We start from the raw sequence: 19,013 nt of genomic DNA, 5'->3' as shown, positions 1-19,013 counted from the left end.
TTCTGACCTTGACGTAAATAAGCGGGAAAAGCGATGAAACACACCATTGGGATACTGGGGGGGATGGGACCTGCGGCAACGGCGGATATGTTGGAAAAATTTGTTGAATTGCGACATGCCAGTTGTGATCAACAACACATCCCGCTCATTGTCAGCTCTATCCCTGATATTCCCGATCGTACAGCATGTCTGTTATCCGGCGGGCCTTCGCCATACCGTTATCTGGAGCGTTATCTGCATATGCTGGAAGACGCCGGGGCGGAGTGTATCGTTATCCCATGCAACACTGCGCATTATTGGTTTGATGATTTACAGAACGTCGCGAAAGCGCGAATGATCAGCATCCTGGACGCCACCCTGGGGGATATTCCGCCATCGGCGCGGCACGTTGGTCTGCTGGCGACCAATGCGACGCTGGCGACCGGGTTATATCAAAAGAAAGCTCTGGCGCGGGGGCTGACGTTAATTCAGCCAGAAGAAGCGGGGCAGGCGTTGGTAATGCAGGCTATTTATACGCTTAAACGTGGCGATAAAACTGCGGCGCAAGCGCTGCTGCTGCCGCAAATCGATAGCCTTATTGCCCGTGGCGCTCAGGCAATTATTATGGGGTGTACCGAAATTCCGCTTATTGTGGCCGGACATGAACGCGCGATAGCGTGCCCGATGATTGATTCCACAGCGTCGCTGGTGCGCGCGGCGATTCGTTGGTATGAGTCCTGGCCAGACACCCGCGCCTCTTTGACCGGGGAACAACGCCTTACCGCCTGAGGTGTTTACAGCGCGGCCTGAAGCCCACGCAGGTCGCGCCAAAATGTTTCGGCTACCTGACTCATGCGGGTATTCATGCGATAAGCATAAGCCTGAATCGGAATAACCAGTTCGTCGGCATCAAGCACTATCAGGCGTCCGTCGGTAATCTCCTGACGGATAGCATACTCGGGCAACCAGGCGATTCCGCAGCCGTCCATCGCAACCTGTTTTAACAATTCACTCATCGAAGAGACGAAAAATGTACTGAAACTCAGTTCAGCATGGCGAGTCAGGGTTCGATTTATCAGCCGGCCCATATAGGAGTTCTGACTGTAATTAAGCAGGGGAAAGTGCGGCTGCTCAAGCGTATAGCGCGGCTCGCCCCGGCCATTGCTGGCGCAAACCGGAAACAGTCTCGACTCAAACAGGCGGATGTTATCAAACGGCGCTTGTTGCAGGTTTTCATCGTGATAAGAAAAGATAAAATCGCTTTGTCCCTCACGTAACATATCCACCGCCTGGTCGACATCTATCGCCTCAACGGCGTAGGTAAACTGCGTCGGCATCTGCTTAACGATAGTCGGCAACAGGCCGAGGGAGAGCGAGTGGGCGGCGGCAATCTTGATTTTACGCAGCGTATAATCGCTGCCGCCGCGCAGTTCGGTCAGATTACTTTCCAGCTGCTGTAACAGGTGGCGAACCTGGGAGTGAAAGATTTTACCCTGTTCGGAAAGCTGTAGCGGCGAGACCTGTCGGTTAAACAGTTCAACGCCCACGGCATGTTCCAGGGCGCGAATCCGCCGGCTAAAAGCGGGTTGCGATACGTTGCGGATAATGGCGGCCTGAGAGAAATTGCGGCACTTTTCCAGCGTCAGAAAATCATACAGCCATTTTGTCTCAATATTGTGCAAACCTGCTCCAGTTACATCCATTTACCGTTATCCTGTCAGCCGCCCGAAGGGGCATTCTACGTCCATTCGGGCGGCTGACAACCGCTTATCCCGTCCTCTTTCAGAATGCCGTGAGGGGGCAGCCTGAAACTAGCGGGAATTACGCCGGTTCAAAGGTACCTTTTACGCAGGCTTTCCCCTCATTGACCATGCGTTTGCCGCGCGCATACACCTGCTCAATGCGTAAATCTTCGCTAAAGACAAGCAGATCCGCATCGTGACCGGGACGGATTTCGCCTTTGCTGTCCAGACTGAGGAAGGCGGCTACGCTGGTCGTCAGCGGGCGCAGAGCATCGGTCAGGCTGAATCCGTAGTGGTTAACCAGCGTCTGCAACGTCTCCAGCAAACTTTCGAAGCCCGCGACGCCGATACCCGTCAGATTTCCGGCAGCGTCAAATAGCGGCTGGCTGCCGTTGCCGTCTGAACTGAGCGTCACCCGGGAAAGCGGGACGCCGGCTTTTACCGCTCTGGCAATGCCCTCCGCCGGCGCGACGGGATCCGGGATACTGGTGGTAATGTCGATCACGCCGCCTTTAAGCGCAAACGCCAGCGCCTGCTCGAAAAGAGATTCGCTACGGTTGACGTGGGTAGGCAGCAGTTTACCGATCGGCACGTCACTGTTTTCCAGGATGTCATACAGCGGCTGTAACCCTTTTTTGCTGCTGCCCATATGAAAAACGCTGACACCGGGTTTGCCGCCCAGCAGGCCGCCAACGCGTGATTCGGCGGCCATGCTGGCGAGTTGATTCCCGCTGGGCGCGGCGGAACGGTGGTCGGAGACTGCGCATTTCACGCCAATGACGCGGTCGATCAGCGCGACGTCTTTTTCTACCGAGCCAGTAATGGTCGGCGACGGAACGTGATAAGCGCCCGTGAGCATCCAGGCGGTGATCCCCTCCTCATTTAGCGCTCGCGTTTTGGCTAACAGCGACGCGGGATGACGGCTGACGGAGTCGGTGCCAAGCAGGCCGACGACCGTTGTTATCCCGGCTTCCGTCAGGCGGCTCAGAGAGACTTCCGGCGTTCGCGTCGTCGGCCCCGCTTCGCCGCCGCCGCCGATCAGATGAACGTGTTGGTCGATAAAGCCCGGGCACAGCATACGGCCGCTAAGATTAATCACCGTACAGTCCGGTACGATATCGCTGGGGATGTCAGCGCCGACGGCAATAATTTTGCCATTCGCGAGCAGAACATCGCAGATGCCCCGGTCTTCTGGCGCAAACAGGTGCGCACCCTGTAATAAGGTAAACTCCGCGGCGGATAAATCAGGCATGATAACTCCTTATTAAACAATAAGCTGCATGACCCAGATCGACAGCAGCGCATTGATGGCGCAGACTGCGATAATATGCGGGTAATATTTGGCGTTGACTTCGGCAGTACCGAGACAGCGGCCGACATTCTGTACCGGGTTTCCCATCAGGTAAATGGCTGGCAGTAGTACGGTAACATCGTGGCCGCTTAGCGCGCCGGCGGTAGCCAGACTGGCCGCCACGCCAACGGCGCCGCCCATACTCATCAGCGAAGCCAGAAGCACCGTAGCCGCTTCGCCGGGAAGCCCCCACAACGCCATCACGGGCTGGCAGATATGGCCTACCCAGTCGAGCAGACCGGTAATTTTCAGCGCCTGAATAATGACAAATGCCATGACCACATTGGGTAACAGGTTGGTCGTGGCGATGGTAAAACCGCGGCGTGCGCCATCGATAAACATATCCATGACATTCTTACGTACCTGAGTCGTCATGATTGGGCTCCTTGCGCAGGGTGACGGCGTTCTTCGATGTTAATCCAGACGCGCAAAAGGTTTGCGCCGATAAATTTGAATAGCAGAATGACCACCAGCGGAATGATGACTGACGTCCCCAGAAAGGCGAATACCACAACGCCGGAGGAGAAATAGTTGGTGATAATAGCGCTGCCGCTGGTCTGCCAGGCGGCAAAAATCACTTTATCGCGTTCGGTGATTTCACCTTCCTGCGCCAGCTCTTTAGTCATACCCGCCGCGGCGTCGGTATTTTGCAGGTTGGCGATCAGCGCCAGTGAGCAAATGCCGGGAATGCCAAGCAATGGTTTCAGGATAGGCGTCATCAGTTGCTGTGCCGCCCGCAGACCGCCCAGTCCATCCGTGATCGCGATGATACCCAGAGAAAGGATAACCGACGGTGCCAGCTCCAGCGCAAAAAGGAAGCCATCTTTCGCGCCCGTTCCGCCCGCGCCGCGAAAGGTCTGCGTACCGGTCACATGACCGAATGACCCGTTGAGTACGGTAAAATCAAAAACGCGCCACCAGCCTTCGCTTCCGGAAAATACGCCGGAAAAGAAAATAATGGTGAGAAAAAACGCCAGGTATCCCTTTATCCCGACCTTTTCTGTATCAAGCGGCATGGCCGCCCCGTCCACTTGTTGCGCCATAGCGATCCCCGAATTTTTTTGATGATGTGTTGGTTGTAGCCACAGGCCAAAAAGCCCGAAACAGAAAGACCTTATCAGCCATAAGGGTAAGGACAAAATGCAAGTATGTATCGTGCTATGCGTTTCTTGCATAGTAGCGCGAAAAATCACCATCCTCGCTACTGCCGGAGGCGCGGGGAACCGTGGACGGTATAACGCGAGGTAAAAAAGCAAAGAAACAGGTGTTGACGCAGGCCGGAGCTGGGAGCAGGAAAAAAGGAGAAATAAATTTGACGTTAGTCAATTTCACGCCACTTAATTATCGTTGTTAAAAAATAGGATTTTTTAACCTAAATTTTACTTTTTTACTGTAATTTTTCACGCCTTAAGAGGAATTGTCACGGTCAGGTCAGTAGCCGCTGATAGGTCAGCTTGCGCCCTAAGAATCCTACGGGCAGGTAATAAAAAACGAATAATCGAATTAATTTCATGATGTGATTTATTTATAATTGTGATGATTTGAGAGGAAGCGATAATCATCATAATGGAATATATAGCCAAAATAATTCGAGTTGCTTAAAGGCGGCAAGGGAGTGAGTCCCCAGGAGCATAGATAACTATGTAACTGGGGTGAGCAACGGCCCGTCAGGGCGAGGCCCATGGATGGGCCGGGTAATCCGTAGCCAACACAGAAGCCACTTGAAGTAGGAAGGGTATATAAAATAATAGGCAGATTGATAGCACTAATAACCATAGAATAAGTATAGTTTTTAGTGGCATCTTTACCTTGAAATAACGTGTTGAGGATGTGCTATTAAAAACAGATCCGCATTGCGCCGCGAATAGCATTAAAGATACAACCCGGTGCGGAGAGCGCGGGTTTACTCTACCGCTTATTCACGTATCACAAACCGTTTTTGTTTTATCTGCTGCGCGGCGCTGATCAGCGCGGCAAAAAAGAGCGCCGCGGCACCGCAAAGCGTGGCGTTGATAATTGCCGACGCGCCATTGCCTGACAGACTGGCGGCGAGCGGACCGAGAATTTGCCCAATACCATACGTTAGCGTCACTAGGCCTAACAAATTAATATTGCCCGGCGCGCTGAGTTGTCGGGCTAGCGGCATCACCAGCGAGGTTGTGCCCATAAACGTGGCGCCAAAACCAATACTGCTCAGTATTAACAGCAACAACGAGTCGCTGGCGAGAGACAGCAGCACGCAGGCGCTCTGGATCAACAGGTTCGCGGTCAGGCATGGCAGGACACCCCAATGTTTTGCCGCCCACAGCCAGCCGAAGCAGCCGGGAATGATCGCCAGGCCGACCAACGACCAAAGGTGCGCCGTGAGTAGCGGAGAGCCCGCGCTTTTCGCCATCAGCGGCAAATAGGTAGCGACAATGATGTAGCCGAATCCGGCGAAACCGTACAACAGCGCCAGTTGCCACCAGGGCATAGGCTGATTTTCGATTCTTGCTAAGGGCGCAGGCGGCAGCGCATGAGCGCGGGGGGGAATCAACATTGCCACGATTAATAGCAATATACCGGCGAGCGCTCCGGCCCCCAGCCATAGCGAATGGGCCGAAAGCGCATAATGTAAACCGCCAATGACATATTCGTTGCCCAGTGCAATCCCGGCCCCGACGCCGGAAAAGAGCGCGGCGATCACAAACGGATGGCGGGTATGATGCAACACAATCATTGATCCAAAAATCATCATTCCCGCACTCGCGACGCCTGCCAGGAAGCGCACCAACATGACGACCGCGGGCTGAGTAAATATCGCCATAGACAGAATAAGAATACCGGTGGCGACCGCCGAAGCCAGCAGCATGGGGTGTAGACGAGAGGGGAGATGAAAAAGGCCAAAGGAAAACAGTAAGCTTCCCGCCAGGTACCCTGCATAATTGGCGCTGGCAATCCAGGAGAGTTGGTTAAACGTTAGCTGCTTTTCCGCCAGCATTACCGGCAGCATGGGCGTATACAGAAAGCGGCCAACTCCCATCCCCAGCGTCAATACCATCATACCGAAAAGCGCCGTAAAAATGGGATGGCGAGGTGAAGCGCTCTGAGCATGAACCATGGTTTTTCTCTTTGCTAAAGTAAGGCAGGAATGCCGGATTGTTGTTGTAAATGATAATAAAAAGTAAAATTAATGTTTCAAATTTGCAAGAAAAGAAAGTGAAGCGCAGGCGAATAACGGATTGAGAAGAGGGGCATCGGTGGGAAATGGCATTAAATTAATGCCTCCCACGTGCGGGGTTTGGCAGTTAATCTGAACGAGAATTGCGCCTTCCCCTTCTTAGATACTGAGCAGTGCCGGTATTTGCGACAGTAAATATAACACCAGACCAATAGCGCCGCCGACCAGCGTGCCGTTCACGCGGATAAACTGCAAATCTTTACCGATATTAAGCTCAATCTGCTGCGACATATCGCGCGCATCCCAGCCTTTTACGGTATCGCTGATGTGGCGCGTCAGGAAGGCGGCGAATTCCGGCGCGACGCGGTGCGCGGCCTGTTCCAGATGACCGTTAAGCGAAGCGCGTAATGCGTCGTCGGCGATCAGCGTCTCGCCAAACCATTGTCCGGCATGAGCGATGCGCTGCTTCACCTTTGAGTCTTCGGCGTTGATATCTGTTTTTAACCACTGGCGCAGATCCGCCCAGATCTCGCCGAGATAACGGTTAAATGCCTCATCTTCCTTCAGGTAACTTTTAATGTTTTCTGCCCGGGCAGCCATTTCCGGATCATGTTTAAGTTTATCGATCAGCTTATACGTCGCGCGATCGAAGGCATGACGAATCTGATGCGCGCGGTCGTGACTGATATCATCCAGCAGAGAATTTACCGCGTCGGAGACCAGTTCAGCGCTGTGTTCTCCCAGCCATTCGGTCGGCAGAATCTTCGCTTTTAACGGATGCTCGGTCTCCAGCCAGCGTATGATCTGTCTGGCGATAAATGTTCGGGAGCTGTCACGCTGTAACAGGGCGATAAGCTGGGCGATCAGCGTATCGAGTAACACCTGGTGACGATCGTTTTTGGTCATGCTTTCCAGCATCAGGGCGCTGGTGCCGGAAAGATCCACTTTATCAATCGCCTTATGTACCGCTCGCTTGAGCAGCCGCTGAATACGGGCGTCATCGGTTAGTTCCAGAAAGCCGCTCATAATTTGCAGCAGATGCTGCCCGACCCGGCTGGCGTTGTCCGGCTGGCTGAACCAGTTTCCGATAAGCAGCGCGGGTTCATGGCGGCGGATTAGCGCGATCAGCGACTGCGTATCAAGGAACTTCTCCTGCACAAATTGCCCAAGATTTTCGCCGATTCGGTCTTTGTTACGGGGAATAATCGCCGTATGTCGTGAAATAAACGGAATGGGAATGCGGCGAAACAGCGCCACCACGGCAAACCAATCCGCCAGCGCGCCAACCATCGCCGCTTCGGCAATAGCTTTTACGCCCAGCACCCAAAAACTGGGCGGCAGGAAAAGCGTGGTTACAAACGTCGCGGCGGCTATCAGCAACAGTGAGAGCGCCAGGCGTTTGGCGCGTTTGAGTTCGGCGATTTTATTCATAGGGTTAAGGATAGAGCCAGACGGCAGGAGCGTGCAAAAAACATCAGATTATCCTGTGCCGGATAAGCCTCTATCCGGCAGAGTGTTTACTTCTCAGCGACCAGTTCTGCCGCCTCATGCTGGCGCACGCGCTGTAATAATGTCGCCAGGGTGAAGACCACAATCACCCCGGCCACCGCTGCCAGCAGGTGAAATGGCAGTCTCCCGCCGTGAAACCACAGCCAGCGGCCAACTTCGACCGACACCGCCATCACCGTCAGAATCACCATGTTCAGCGAGGCTGAAACGGTCCCTTTTGGCAAGTTGTTGGAGAAAAGCGTGAAGCGAAACAGCGTCGGGAAAATCATTCCAATGCCGAACGCGTACAGGCTGGTGCCCAGCACAGACCAAAGCCAGACGTGCGGCAGAAGAAGATTACCGAGGAGCAATGTCGCCAGCCCGCTTAACTGAATTGGTACGGCGCGCCAGATAAAACGCGGTCGGGTCGGATCTTTCACCAGGCGCACAACGATCATATTGGCCACGATCACCGCGCCGAATACGGGCACCTGCGCCCAGGCGAATTGCGAAGTACTCATCCCGCCGGCATCGATCAGGATCACCGGCGACACCGCCACCCAGCTCATCATCGGGATGTAGCTCAACGACAGCGTCGCCGCCCCGGTGAGAAAAATCGGGTTGCGAAACACATTACGAAAATCGCGCAGTACGCTCACCGCGCTGAACGGCACCGCGCCGCGTTGCACCGTTTCTGGCATCGCCAGCAGCAGGCCGCACAACGCCAACAGTCCCATCACCGCAATAATACCGAACAGCACCTTCCAGTGAACGAAGTGCATCAGCGCGGCGCCGGAGAGCGGGCCGATAACCGGAGCGACCAGCACAATGGAGGTAATAATCGCCATCAGCTTAATGGCTTTGGTTTGACCGAAAGCCTCCTGTACCGTGACGTAGCCGACCGTTGCGATAAAGCAAATGCTGGTGCCCTGCACAAAACGGGCAACCAGAAACTGCGTCATTGAGGTCGTCAACAGCGTTGCCGCGCAGGCGAGAGTAAAAATTAATGCCCCTGCAATCAGCACTGGCCGGCGGCCAATCCTGTCGGATAGCGGCCCCAGAAGCCATTGCAACGCCATTCCGCCCGCCAGATAGAGACTGACCGAGGCCGGCGCAAGACTGACGTCAGCATTAAAATCGCGCACGACGTTAATGATGCCAGGCTGAATCAGATCCGTCGTCAGATAGGCGGCAAAATCGTACAAAATCAGCGCCATCGGGAAAAATAACGTTGTGGCGCGTTGGGAGAAAAACTGAATAATCCGTTGCATAAAAAATGCGCTCCATGTCGGAGAACCCCATGATGGGATAGCGAAACTCAATACCGTCATCGTGACGTCAGGCAGGCGATGGAAACAGCGGCTGCGGATGTACTGAATTTCATGTAATCAAAAACGCTGCCGGTGAAAACACAGACAGGAAGAGACGCGTTCTGAATCTCGTCAGAACGTGTGGCGATTACAGATAACAATCAGCACATCACACCTCGGGAAATTTACGTTGCACGGAAAATATACACATTAAGTGTAATTAAATTTTGATGTTAATCAAAAGAGTTTGTCTGGTTAATAAAGATAAAGGCAGGGCGCGCAGACTGGCATTTTGCGTGTTCAGTTCCGAAAATGCATATGCATTACAGATAACAGGATTTATCTTTCGTCGCGCCTCGCAATGCTGAAAAGGTACGGATGAGAAAGGAATTTTCAGGAGGTAGAGTCGCAGCATCCTGGTTTGGGATGACGGAGCGCCATGAAAAAATCGACGACCTCAACACCGCATGATGCGGTGTTTAAAACCTTTTTGCGCCACCCGGAAACCGCCCGCGATTTTATGGAGATTCATCTGCCGGTGTCGTTACGCCAGCTTTGCGACCTGCGGACGCTAAAGCTGGAACCCGGCAGTTTTATTGAAAAAAATCTGCGAGCCTATTATTCCGATGTGCTTTGGTCGCTGAAAACGCGCGAGGGCGACGGTTATATCTATGTCGTGATTGAACATCAGAGCACGCCGGATGCGCATATGGCGTTTCGGCTGATGCGGTATGCGATGGCGGCAATGCAACAGCATCTGGATGCGGGGCATAAGCATCTTCCGCTGGTGGTGCCGATGCTGTTTTATCACGGTGTTGATAGCCCGTATCCTTTTTCGCTGTGCTGGCTGGATGAGTTTGCGAACCCGGAAGTGGCAAGAAGACTCTATGCCGCTGCCTTTCCGCTGGTCGATATTACGGTGGTATCGGATGATGACATTATGCAGCACCGCCGCATTGCGCTGCTGGAGCTCATCCAAAAACATATCCGCCAGCGGGACCTGCTGGGACTGGTTGAACGGATTGCTTCGCTGTTAGTTACTGGTTGCGCTAATGACAGGCAGCTTAAAGCGCTGTTTAATTATCTTATGATTCAGCACGGACATACGCCTCGTTTCACCACGTTTATTCGTGATGTGGTAGGGCATGTCCCGCACACTAAGGAGAGACTGATGACGCTGATAGAGAGGATCCGCGCAGCGGATCGCAGAAAAGGGGAACGGCAAGGGAGACAGCTCGGTCTGGAGGAAGGATTAGAAAAAGGGCTGGAAAAAGGTCAGCATGTTGCCGCATTGCGTATCGCCAGACAGATGCTGGCGGACGGACTTGACCGCGAGACTGTCCAGCGGTTCACCGGCCTTACGGCTGAAGAGCTTCAGGATGTTAGTCACTAACGCGGTTCCAGTCTGAATGTTGCAGGCCCGGTGCCCACCGGGCAACGCGCTCTATAATTATCGCTGATAACCTCACGAATATACCGAACTTTACCGATAGCGCCAGCCATCTCTACTACCCTTATTGTTCTGAGCGGCATTTACGGCTGCCTTAATGACGATAACAAGGAGACATGTGATATGGCTTACCAGACAGTGAATCCTGCCAATAATCAGCTCATTAAAGAGTATCCCCCGCACACGGACGCGGATATTGAAGCCGCGCTGCAAAAAGCTGACGCGCTCTATCACTCCGATTGGTCCAAAGGAGAGATTGACCAACGTCTGCCGGTACTGCATAAGCTGGCTGACTTGATCGACAGCCGTGTTGAAGAACTGGCAAAAATCGCCAGCCAGGAGATGGGCAAGCTCATCGAGCAAAGCCGTGGCGAAGTCAAACTATGCGCGCAGATCGCTCGCTATTATGCGGATAACGCGAAGCAGTTTCTTGCCCCGGTGCCTTATAAAACCGAGTTTGGCGACGCGTGGGTAGAACATCATCCGATTGGCGTCATCATGGCTGTTGAGCCGTGGAACTTCCCGTACTATCAGTTGATGCGTGTGCTGGCGCCGAACCTGGCCGCAGGTAACCCGGTGCTGGCGAAACATGCCAGCATCGTACCGCACTGCGCCGAGACGTTTGCTCATCTGGTGCGTGAAGCCGGCGCGCCGGAAGGCGCATGGACCAACCTGTTTATTTCCTCCGATCAGGTGGCGAATATCATCGCCGACCCGCGCGTGCAGGGCGCGGCGCTGACCGGATCTGAAAAAGCGGGGAGCGCCGTGGCGGCACAGGCGGCGAAGCACATTAAAAAATCGACGCTGGAACTGGGCGGGAACGATGTGTTCGTCGTGCTGGACGATGCCGATCTTGAGAAAGCGGTGAAAATTGGCGTGCAGGCACGGCTCACTAATGCGGGGCAGGTATGTACGGCGGCGAAGCGCTTTATCCTGCATGAGAAAATCGCCGATCAATTCCTCAGCCAGTTCACCGAGGCGTTCAGGAAGGTGAAGGTGGGGGATCAGATGGACGCTTCTACCGAACTGGGGCCGCTGTCGTCGAAAGATGCGCTGGAAACATTGACCAGACAGGTCGAGGAAGCGGTGAAAAATGGCGCGACGCTGCACGTTGGTGGCAAGCCGCTGGAAAGCAAAGGCAACTTCTTTGAGCCGACGATTCTGACCAATATTACGCGTGACAACCCGGCGTACTTTGAAGAGTTCTTCGGCCCGGTGGCGCAGATGTATGTGGTGAAAGACGATGATGAGGCGGTAAAACTCGCCAACGATTCCCACTACGGCCTGGGCGGCGCGGTGTTTAGTCAGAATATCGAACGCGCTAAACGCATGGCCTCCCGGATTGAAACCGGGATGGTTTATATCAACTGGCTGACCGACACCGCAGCGGAGCTGCCGTTCGGCGGCGTTAAGCGTTCGGGCTTCGGACGCGAGCTATCGGATCTGGGGATTAAGGAGTTTGTGAACCAGAAGCTGGTAGTGGTGCGCCGCTAATCCCTGTTGCCCCTCTGAAATCGGGAGGGGCCTGGCTTTTTGCAGCGAAGGACGCGGATCTTAAATCAGAACGAAATAAGCGAACAAAACCCCCTCAATTGCCCTCCTTATTTATCCACGTTGCACTAACCGTGCTTTTTATCCCGGTATTGTTTGTACAGACATTCATGATGCCCGCATTTTCTGTTCTATGCGGAGGCCGGTATGGAATTTTACGAGAACCGCCCCAGACAACCATTCATTGGCTTTGTGCAGCTCAGACGGGCGCTAAAAAGGTGGTGGCTGCGTAAGCGGGCCTGTCAGGCGCTGCGACGAATGAGTGACGAGCAGTTAAGGGATATCGGGTTGGAAAGGAAGGATGTGGAATAACAGATAAGAGCCAGTAAAACTGGAAAGGCTGGATAATCTTATCTTAACCTCTCCAGTAGGCGGGTATCCTGGAACGCTAATTTTCCTGCCAGGCTTTCTCGATCAGCAGTTTGGCTTTATCCAGGTCGTGTTCGTTACGCACAATCAATTCGACGTCGCCGGTTCCCCAGTGGCCAATATGCGTGACGTCCCGGCTAAATCCTTCTTCAAGCTGGATATGCTGTGGATTGATTTTCAGCCACAGGCGTAGGTGTGGGTCGGTCACGGGATAAACAGCCACGCACAGAAAGTTACGAATGAGATGGAAGGCGTCATAGAGCTTAAGCTCTTTAAACTGAACCTCATCACTGAGTGACAGCACATAGCTTTTTAGCTGTTCATATAATGAAAGCAGCGCGGGAGAGGCCGAAGAGAGCTGTTCGCGCTGCGTGCGGGTATGGCGTTTACCGCTGCTGACGGAACCGTTCGCGATGATGTACTGAGGGCTATTTTCGACCACGGCGTTAACCAGTTCCAGCATTAACAGGTCGTCGGCAAAAAGCTTATAGCGAATCAGGTTGATATTGCGGTTGATTTGCTGAACGGCATGTTCGTCGTATTTATTAAAATCGGCGGCAATACAGATTAACCGTGTGCCGGACCAGTCAATGGCTTTGGCCGCGGTTTTATTTATTTTCTCCATCACCAGCAACTGAAATTCCGCTTTATGATCGAGCAGCCAGTCGAGATAAAAGAGCCCCTGGTTAATGACGTTTTCATTGCTGTGGCGCTTATATTCAATAATCACCGGGCAGTTATTTTCATCGAGGCCGAGGGAATCAATTCGCCCACGATGGGTTTTACCCGTGCGGTATTCGGTGCCGAGAAAGCGGACGCCAAGGAATGTTTCCATATGGGATTCGATCAGCATTTGCAGATCTTTTTCAATGGCTGCGGCTTTGCCCGGCAGTTCTTGTACTTTCCCGCCACCGAGGCGGAAAAGCTGGATATCGCTCATGGATCCCTCCTGAATTTTCTGCGCACTATCATACGTTATGTGAAAAGAGATAAAAGAGATAAAAGCGGAAATCGGGCTTTTGGAGGTGAGATATGTTATAAGCCCGACAGCAGGTAGTTACCGGGCAGCGGGCCGTAGGTCGGATAAGCGTTAGCGCCATCCGACGCTGTTACAGCAATTTGCGCGTCTTACAGAAGAAAAGTCCAGCTGAAAACCAATGAAAATAAGCCGCTGGATGAGAGGTGATATTATATTTGGTGATGAGAATAAAGCGGCTATTTAGTCGCTTTATTGGTTTCTGGGGCAGGTTAATTTATGGCGGCGTCAGCATTATAAGAAGGAAAGGGTTCGAATGATGCAGACCCTGTTCATCTGCCCGGGCAACGTTGACCACCGTATAAAGCTGCCCCTCATCGATTTAACTGGTAATGAACTGCCACACAATCCAGCAGCCAAAGGCGATCAGAATGCCGCCGGCGGCGCGTTCAATTTTCCAGACAAGATTACCCAAGCGACGTTGAATTTGCGGCAGGGCGATAAGCGTTATCAGCAGCAGATCCCAGAGTAACACTACGCTGGTCATCCAGATTCCACATATGGCCTGCTGTGTAACGGTCACGTTTGGGCCCAGCAGGGCTGTCATTAGCGCCAGATAAAACAGAGCATTTTTCGGATTCAACAGCGATGAACCTAGCCCCAGTAATAGTTGTTTTGCCAGTGACGGACATGCCGATGCGGCGTACCGCCACTCCAGCGGCCCGGCGCGGCTTTTCAACAGTTGACGGCCCACCCATAGCAGGTAGGCGGCACCCAATAGTTCGATGATGGTAAAGAGCAGCGGCGTCTGACGTAGTAGCCCTGACCCAATCACCACCAGCAGAATATAGAGCCCATTTCCCGCCGCAATGCCGAGGCACAGTCCGACGCTGCCGCGCAGCCGATAGCGTACGGCGTAACCGACCAGCAAAAAGAAGTCCGGGCCCGGGCTGAGCAGCGCCATAAAATGCGCCAGCGCCAGTGCGGGAAACGCCGGGGGAAATAACGTTGTAACCTGTTCCATAATAACCTCAGTGATGATACTGAGGCCAGCCTATACCTGCGGATGCGCTATTTATTGTCGGATATTGATCTGTTCTGCGCGTACTGACGCGGCGTTGCCGCCGTGTAGCTGACGAAGGTTTTGTGGAAATGACTTTGATCGGCGAAACCGGTCTGATAGGCAACATCGGCAATATCGTCCCCGGCGCGCAATCGGTGCCGGGCATATTCAATGCGGGCCATATTGGTAAAGCTGACAGGAGTCAGGCCTGTATCCTGCTTAAAAGTGCGAATCAGAGTCTCCTTACGGAGCGCAAACTCCTGCGCTAGTGTGTCCAGCGTCGGCGGTTCCTGAAGGTTGCTGACTAAGCGGGCAACCAACTGGCGGCTGATGGCACATGGCGGTTCGGCGTCGGCACTTTGTAGCGGCAGGGCGCGCAACAGGTGGATAATAAGCGCCGGAAGTCCGGCGGTTTGCTGCTGAGTAATAGACGTCACAATTTGCTGATAAAGCTGGAAAAGCTGCGGGTCCTGCAACTGTGGCTGCGTGGTATGCAGGCGGCTATCCGCCGGCAAATGGGGAAGTTGCGTCAGGCACCAGTCCGCATCGAGATACAGCATATGATAGCTGCGTGGTCGCTCGTGGAGCGGGTTACAACTGTGTGGAGATTGCGGGGGGATCAGGATCAGCTCGCCGGGGCGTAACAGATACTCTTGCCCGTTACTGATGCAGCGGGTTTCTCCGGCGATGATTGCGCCCAGCGACAGTTGCGGGTGGCTGTGGCGCTTATAGGCCTGACGGCTTTCACTGGTGGTACGTAGCTCCAGCCACGGCAGTTGTGGCAGACGCCAGAAGCGTTGGTGAATATCTCGGATAAGGGGCATACAATCTCCTGTGCGGTCCCGGCTTTTCTGCGCCCGTTTACTTCCTTAACCCCGCAAACGCCGCTCTGATCTCGTCTTCCGGCAACTGGATCCCGATAAACACCAGCGTGCTGTGCGGCGTTTCGTCGCCCCACGGTCTGTCCCAGTCGGCGCTGTAGAGACGCTGCACGCCCTGGAACAGCAGGCGGTTGGGTTCGCCGTCGATCCACAGCATCCCTTTGTAACGCAGCAGTTTATCCGCTGATTCCAGCAGCAGGTTTTCCATCACCCGCGAAACCTCGCTGATATCCACCGGGTAATCCAGTTCCACCACAATTGACGACACATCGTTCTGTTTATCGGCAATAAAGTGGAAACGCGGTTGGCTTGCCAGCACGTTCTCTTCCAGCATAAAGCCGCTGGTATTAAACAACTGACTCAGGTCAATATCGCCGTGTACCACGGTGTAAACCGGGGCGCGGGCGTTGATACGCGCCAGCCGCTCGCGCAGTTTCTCGCTGTCGCCTGCCACGTCGGTTTTGGTCAGCAGGATACGGTCGGCGTAGCCTATCTGCGACTGGGCGATGGTGAACTGGTTCATCTGCTCGTTAGCGTGCACCGCGTCGACCAGCGCAATCACGCCGTCTAACAGGTAGCGTTCGCATAATACGTCATGGGAGAAAAAGGTCTGAATAATCGGGCCGGGGTCAGCCATGCCGGTGCATTCAATCACCAGACGGTCGAAAGCAATATCGCCGCGGTCGCGGCTGTCGAGCAGGTCTAATAGCGCATCTTCCAGCTCGTTGGAGCGGGTACAGCAGATGCAGCCGTTGGTCAGGGTTTTGATCTGTGTAGCGCGATCGCCAATCAGTTGATCGTCAACGGAGACTTCGCCAAATTCGTTTTCGATAACGGCGATTTTAAAACCATGTTGTTCGTTGAGGATATGGCGTAGTAGGGTGGTTTTGCCGGCACCAAGAAAACCGGTAAGTAGGGTAACTGCAATCGGGGTCATAGTCTCTCCATTAACAACAGCGCATACCGCCTTTGCCATCGCCGCCGTAACGTGCTTGTTGACGTTCGCGGAAGAACTCTTCATAGGTCATGTACGGCTTGTCGGGATGGTTGGTTTTCATGTGCTCGACATAGTTGTCGTAGTCCGGAATACCAATCAACATTTTTGCCGCCTGGCCGAGATATTTTTTTGCCTGACCTAAAGTATCAAACATTCTGCCGTCCTGTTAATGAATAAAGCCGGATGGCGGCTTGCGCCTTATCCGGCCTACACTAGCCGGGATCGCTGTGCGCTACCCGGCATCAGTTTTAGTGGTGTGAAGAGATCTTCACGCCGCCTTCCGGCACGGGCACATACGGGGTTTCTTTGTCGGTACGTTTATCGCTGTTGCGTACCTTCATCCAGGTGATGAAACCGTAGAAGATAATACTGTACACCACCACCAGGAACAGAATACTCAAACCAGCGTTAGTGTAGTTATTCACCACGATATGGTTCATATTGGCAATCTGCTGCGCGGTCAGGTTGGTGCCGTTGGCAATCTTCTCTTTATACAGGTTTGCCATGTAGAAGAAACCTTCCATCTGTGGGTTGGCGCTGAACAGTTTCAGGCCCAGTGCCCAGGTGGTGCAGATCAGCAGCCATACCGCCGGGATTACCGTCACCCAGATGTACTTGGTGCGCTGCATTTTGATCAGTACCACGGTGCTCAACACCAGCGCCACGGCGGCCAGCATCTGGTTAGAGATACCGAACAGCGGCCACAGGCTCTTCACGCCGCCCAGCGGGTCGACCACGCCCTGATACAGCAGATAGCCCCACAAACCGACGCAGCCTGCGGTACCGATGATACCCGCGACCAGAGAATCGGTTTTTTTCAGGAACGGGACGAAGTTACCCAGCAAATCCTGCAACATAAAGCGGCCGGAACGGGTACCCGCATCCAGCGCGGTCAGGATAAACAGCGCTTCGAACAGAATACCGAAGTGATACCAGAAGCCCATATCCGCCATCGGCAGGACTTTGTGGAACACATGCGCGATACCTACTGCCAGCGTTGGCGCGCCGCCTGCGCGGTTCAATACTGACGGTTCACCGATATCTTTCGCCGTTTGCAGGATTTGTTCCGGGGAAATCACAAAGCCCCAGGAGCTGACGGTCGCCGCTGCATGTGCGGTAACGTCTTTCAACTGCGCCATAATCAGCGGCGCGTTCTCGCTGCCCATCTCGTGCAGGTTTGGCATGGTAATGCCCAGACCTGCCGGCGGGGTGTTCATCGCGAAGTAGAGACCCGGTTCAATAATCGAGGCCGCCACCAGCGCCATCACCGCAACAAAGGACTCCATCAGCATCGCGCCGTAGCCGATAAAACGCGCATCGGTCTCACAGGCCAGCAGTTTCGGCGTGGTGCCGGAAGAGATGAGCGCGTGGAAGCCAGAGACGGCGCCACAGGCGATGGTGATGAACAGGAACGGGAACAGGGCGCCTTTCCACAGCGGGCCGGTTCCGTCGACATACTGCGTCAATGCCGGCATTTTCAGTTCCGGGTTGAGGATCACAATCCCCAGCGCCAGACCGACGATCACGCCGATTTTCAGGAAGGTAGCGAGATAGTCGCGCGGGGCGAGGATCAGCCATACCGGCAGCAGCGCGGAAACAAAGGCGTAGCCGATCAGCGCGAAGGTAATGGTGGTGTCTTTAAAGGTCAGCGCCGGGCCCCAGTAAGGGTCGTGGGCAATCACGCCGCCGAAGTAAATAGACGCCACCAGCAGCACGATACCAATAACGGAGACTTCGCCTACGCGTCCCGGACGCAGGAAGCGCATGTAGATGCCCATAAACAGCGCAATCGGCACCGTGGAGCAGACGGTGAAGACACCCCACGGGCTTTCGGCCAGCGCTTTAACCACAATTAATGCCAGCACCGCGAGGATGATGATCATAATTAAGAAGCAGCCGAACAGCGCGATGGTGCCTGGAACGGTACCCATCTCTTCTTTGATCATCTCGCCAAGAGAGGCGCCGTTACGGCGGGAAGAGATGAACAGCACCATAAAGTCCTGCACTGCGCCCGCGAGCACTACGCCCGCCAGTAACCACAGTGTCCCCGGCAGATAGCCCATCTGCGCGGCCAATACCGGCCCGACCAGCGGACCTGCGCCGGCGATGGCGGCGAAGTGGTGACCAAACAGCACGTAGCGGTTAGTCGGCACGTAGTTCAGGCCGTCGTTATTGATAACCGCCGGCGTCGCGCGCGTCGGGTCGAGTTTCATGACCTTCTGGGCGATGTACAGGCTGTAGTAGCGGTAAGCCACCAGATAGACGGAAACGGAAGCGACCACGATCCACAGGGCGCTCACGTGTTCACCCCGACGTAGGGCAACAACCGAGAGGCAGAAAGCACCGATGATTCCGAGAATCACCCAGGGTATGTGCTTGAATATCTTTTTCGTATCCATAGTAAAACCTGGTTGTAAGTTTAATTATCAGCCGAAGCTGGGTGGATATTGAGTTCGTGTTTGAGGAGGTAGATTGACTGCTATGCTGAGAGGATCTTGCCAGATCATCGCGCGCGTAAAGTTAGGTAAATCAGTGAGTGGTTGTATGGCGGTTTAAGCGGTCGGACGTACCGGTAAGCGGTTTCGCAGAGGAGGGCGTGGGCTATTTTATGTGATTGAGATCACGATATAAAATGGGACGATCCTTGTTGCGCGGGGCGTCATAACGACTTAACTGAGCTAATCGTGATATTAATG

General features: G+C 54.0%; 18 protein-coding genes. 4 read left to right on the top strand and 14 right to left on the bottom strand.

The window, feature by feature from the left end:
* Positions 1-33: 33 nt before the first annotated feature.
* Positions 34-768 (top strand): aspartate/glutamate racemase family protein, encoded by a 735-nt coding sequence (locus EOS98_RS19645; RefSeq protein WP_000683251.1) that lies wholly within the window; start codon positions 34-36, stop codon positions 766-768.
* 5 nt (positions 769-773) lie between these two features.
* Here the strand turns inward: EOS98_RS19645 and hypT are convergent, their stop codons facing one another.
* From hypT to mdtM, 7 genes are all read right to left on the bottom strand, one after another.
* Positions 774-1,682, bottom strand: coding sequence for a hypochlorite stress DNA-binding transcriptional regulator HypT (gene hypT, locus EOS98_RS19640; RefSeq protein ID WP_000383513.1), 909 nt, complete (start codon positions 1,680-1,682; stop codon positions 774-776).
* A 118-nt stretch (positions 1,683-1,800) separates the two neighbouring features.
* Positions 1,801-2,973 (bottom strand): beta-aspartyl-peptidase, encoded by a 1,173-nt coding sequence (gene iadA / locus EOS98_RS19635; protein ID WP_126524317.1) that lies wholly within the window; start codon positions 2,971-2,973, stop codon positions 1,801-1,803.
* Between the two features lie 12 nt (positions 2,974-2,985).
* On the bottom strand, positions 2,986-3,447 hold the full coding sequence (locus tag EOS98_RS19630) for a YjiG family protein (RefSeq protein WP_000211979.1): 462 nt from the start codon (positions 3,445-3,447) through the stop codon (positions 2,986-2,988).
* Positions 3,444-4,115 (bottom strand): nucleoside recognition domain-containing protein, encoded by a 672-nt coding sequence (locus EOS98_RS19625; RefSeq protein WP_127821202.1) that lies wholly within the window; start codon positions 4,113-4,115, stop codon positions 3,444-3,446. The genes EOS98_RS19630 and EOS98_RS19625 overlap by 4 nt, the downstream gene beginning before the upstream one ends.
* An 872-nt stretch (positions 4,116-4,987) precedes the next feature.
* Positions 4,988-6,172 (bottom strand): MFS transporter, encoded by a 1,185-nt coding sequence (locus EOS98_RS19615; RefSeq protein ID WP_127821201.1) that lies wholly within the window; start codon positions 6,170-6,172, stop codon positions 4,988-4,990.
* Positions 6,173-6,391: 219 nt separating this feature from the next.
* On the bottom strand, positions 6,392-7,663 hold the full coding sequence (locus EOS98_RS19610; protein ID WP_001033033.1) for a DUF445 domain-containing protein: 1,272 nt from the start codon (positions 7,661-7,663) through the stop codon (positions 6,392-6,394).
* A gap of 86 nt (positions 7,664-7,749) precedes the next feature.
* Positions 7,750-8,991: a multidrug efflux MFS transporter MdtM gene (mdtM, locus tag EOS98_RS19605; protein ID WP_021001104.1), complete on the bottom strand. Its 1,242-nt coding sequence runs from the start codon at positions 8,989-8,991 to the stop codon at positions 7,750-7,752.
* 478 nt (positions 8,992-9,469) lie between these two features.
* Between mdtM and EOS98_RS19600 the strand changes: the two genes are divergently transcribed.
* Together EOS98_RS19600 and EOS98_RS19595 are read left to right on the top strand one after the other, a co-directional pair.
* On the top strand, positions 9,470-10,423 hold the full coding sequence (locus tag EOS98_RS19600) for an Rpn family recombination-promoting nuclease/putative transposase (protein WP_000749993.1): 954 nt from the start codon (positions 9,470-9,472) through the stop codon (positions 10,421-10,423).
* A 180-nt stretch (positions 10,424-10,603) separates the two neighbouring features.
* Entirely contained in the window at positions 10,604-11,974 is a 1,371-nt protein-coding gene (locus EOS98_RS19595) for an NAD-dependent succinate-semialdehyde dehydrogenase (RefSeq protein WP_079826866.1), read from the top strand.
* 94 nt (positions 11,975-12,068) lie between these two features.
* Here EOS98_RS19595 and EOS98_RS19590 read toward each other — a convergent pair whose 3' ends face one another.
* Entirely contained in the window at positions 12,069-12,212 is a 144-nt protein-coding gene (locus tag EOS98_RS19590; RefSeq protein WP_001595639.1) for a hypothetical protein, read from the bottom strand.
* Here EOS98_RS19590 and yjiS point away from each other — a divergent pair.
* Positions 12,179-12,343, top strand: coding sequence for a DUF1127 domain-containing protein YjiS (gene yjiS, locus EOS98_RS19585; RefSeq protein ID WP_000397917.1), 165 nt, complete (start codon positions 12,179-12,181; stop codon positions 12,341-12,343). The two genes, EOS98_RS19590 and yjiS, sit on opposite strands and share 34 nt — an antisense overlap.
* A gap of 76 nt (positions 12,344-12,419) precedes the next feature.
* On the opposite strand, the gene EOS98_RS19580 is transcribed toward yjiS, so the two are convergent.
* The 6 genes from EOS98_RS19580 to btsT form a co-directional block, all read right to left on the bottom strand.
* Complete coding sequence (locus EOS98_RS19580; RefSeq protein ID WP_058331410.1) at positions 12,420-13,340, bottom strand: DUF5655 domain-containing protein; 921 nt, start codon at positions 13,338-13,340, stop codon at positions 12,420-12,422.
* A 418-nt stretch (positions 13,341-13,758) separates the two neighbouring features.
* Positions 13,759-14,400, bottom strand: coding sequence for a LysE family translocator (locus EOS98_RS19575; RefSeq protein ID WP_000438687.1), 642 nt, complete (start codon positions 14,398-14,400; stop codon positions 13,759-13,761).
* Positions 14,401-14,447: 47 nt separating this feature from the next.
* Positions 14,448-15,263: an AraC family transcriptional regulator gene (locus EOS98_RS19570; protein ID WP_001128426.1), complete on the bottom strand. Its 816-nt coding sequence runs from the start codon at positions 15,261-15,263 to the stop codon at positions 14,448-14,450.
* A gap of 37 nt (positions 15,264-15,300) precedes the next feature.
* Entirely contained in the window at positions 15,301-16,257 is a 957-nt protein-coding gene (gene yjiA, locus EOS98_RS19565) for a GTPase (RefSeq protein ID WP_000187838.1), read from the bottom strand.
* A gap of 10 nt (positions 16,258-16,267) precedes the next feature.
* Positions 16,268-16,471 carry a YbdD/YjiX family protein gene (locus tag EOS98_RS19560; protein ID WP_000460616.1) on the bottom strand — a complete coding sequence of 68 codons (204 nt, stop codon included), beginning with the start codon at positions 16,469-16,471 and terminating at the stop codon, positions 16,268-16,270.
* A 94-nt stretch (positions 16,472-16,565) separates the two neighbouring features.
* The gene (gene btsT, locus EOS98_RS19555) at positions 16,566-18,716 is read right to left on the bottom strand and encodes a pyruvate/proton symporter BtsT (RefSeq protein ID WP_127821200.1); all 2,151 of its coding nucleotides are present in this window, start codon (positions 18,714-18,716) and stop codon (positions 16,566-16,568) included.
* Between the last annotated feature and the right edge of the window lie 297 nt (positions 18,717-19,013).

Origin of the sequence: Salmonella sp. SSDFZ69 (assembly GCF_004010755.1) — a bacterium.
Lineage (GTDB): Bacteria > Pseudomonadota > Gammaproteobacteria > Enterobacterales > Enterobacteriaceae > Salmonella > Salmonella enterica.
Note: the sequence above shows the minus strand (reverse complement) of the source record. Positions and strands in the feature narration are given on the sequence as shown.